Origin of the sequence: Roseburia sp. AM23-20 (genome assembly GCF_003470905.1) — a bacterium.
Classification (GTDB): Bacteria; Bacillota; Clostridia; order Lachnospirales; family Lachnospiraceae; genus Roseburia; species Roseburia rectibacter.
In genome coordinates this window covers 1-1505 of record NZ_QRHS01000065.1, presented here as the reverse complement: position 1 = coordinate 1505, position 1505 = coordinate 1, and the positions used below count along the sequence as shown (strand labels likewise).

Below are 1505 nucleotides of genomic sequence, written 5' to 3'. Positions count from 1 at the left end.
ATATTTCAATCCTCTTGGTCTATCTACTTTGCTCTTGGTCATGTTAACTTTGAGTCCTACTTTCTCTTCAATAAAACGAGATATGTTTCTCATTACACGATTGGCAGACATTTCGCTTCCGACCATAATAATACAGTCATCCGCGTATCGTACAAAGTTAAGCCCTCTCTTTTCCATTTCCTTATCAAGTTCATTCAGCATGATATTTGCCAGTAATGGTGAAAGATTTCCTCCTTGTGGTGTTCCCACAATAGAATCCTCATACTCATCATCAATCATGATTCCACTGACAAGATATTTCCTAATGATAGAGATAACATCTCCATCTTTTATAGTTCTGCCTATGATGGTCATAAGCTTGTCATGGTTTACTGTGTCAAAGAACTTTTCCAAGTCAATGTCTACAATCCAGTCGTTGCCCTCGTTCATCATATCAAGTGCTGTCAGGATTGCCTGTTGTGCACATCTGTTCGGTCTGAATCCATAACTATGATCATGGAACTGCTCCTCATAGATTGGTGTTAAGACCTGTGCAATAGCTTGTTGTATAAATCTGTCTGTTACTGTTGGCACTCCCAGGTTTCTGAAACCGCCATCGGGCTTTGGTATCTCCACTCTCCGTACTGGCTGAGGTTTATACTTTCTTGTCCTCAACTGTTCCTTGATGTTTTCGCCGTTCTTTGCAAGATGTTCTTTGAGTTCTGTGTACTTCATTCCGTCCACTCCCTCTGCACCTTTGTTTCGTACGACCTGCAGATATGCTCTGTTGTTGTATAAATCTGTCTGTTACTGTTGGCACTCCCAGGTTTCTGAAACCGCCATCGGGTTTTGGTATCTCCACTCTCCGTACTGGCTGAGGTTTATACTTTCTTGTCCTCAGCTGCTCCTTAATGATTTCGCCGTTCTTTGCAAGATGTTCCTTAAGTTCTGTGCACTTCATTCCGTCCACTCCCTCTGCACCTTTGTTTCGTACGACCTGCAGATATGCTCTGTTGAGGTTATCGCTAGATAATATCTGCTCCATTAGACTACTTGTGTCCATGCGTTCTTTCCTTTCCGTCTCGCTTGATTTGACCATCTTTTACCCGATTGGTTACGGCAGATGTTATCTCTTCTGCAATACGAGACATACTCAAACTTATTGATTGTTCGCCCCTTTGCTCCATCTCTATTACAGAGACTTCTTCACTACTATGGGCTCGGCTGACTTCTCACAGTTCGTTGTTACTAGGCTAATGAAACCCCTGTGAGACCTCCACGCTTAAGGTGCACGCTCTTTCCTCTCATCTATCCGCCACATTTACTCGTACTTCCAGCAACTTTAGGACTTCATCTCTTTTGGCAGACTTATCCGTATTTCCGAGCCTTATATGTGATTTCTGTCCGTCGGACCAAGAGTTTGCTTACAGCTTCCTTCAGATTCCACCTCACGATGGACACCCTTGCTGTTCTGCTATACACTTCCTCGTTGCCTAGGCGTGTTCGGGACTTTCACCCATTAGAGC

Annotated in this window: 1 protein-coding gene; it reads right to left on the bottom strand. The window is 43.5% G+C overall.

Annotated elements, in window-relative coordinates; translation table 11 throughout:
- The coding region (ltrA, locus tag DW650_RS19275; protein ID WP_243103036.1) for a group II intron reverse transcriptase/maturase at positions 1 to 756 on the bottom strand (756 nt) is incomplete at its 3' end.
- Between the last annotated feature and the right edge of the window lie 749 nt (positions 757 to 1505).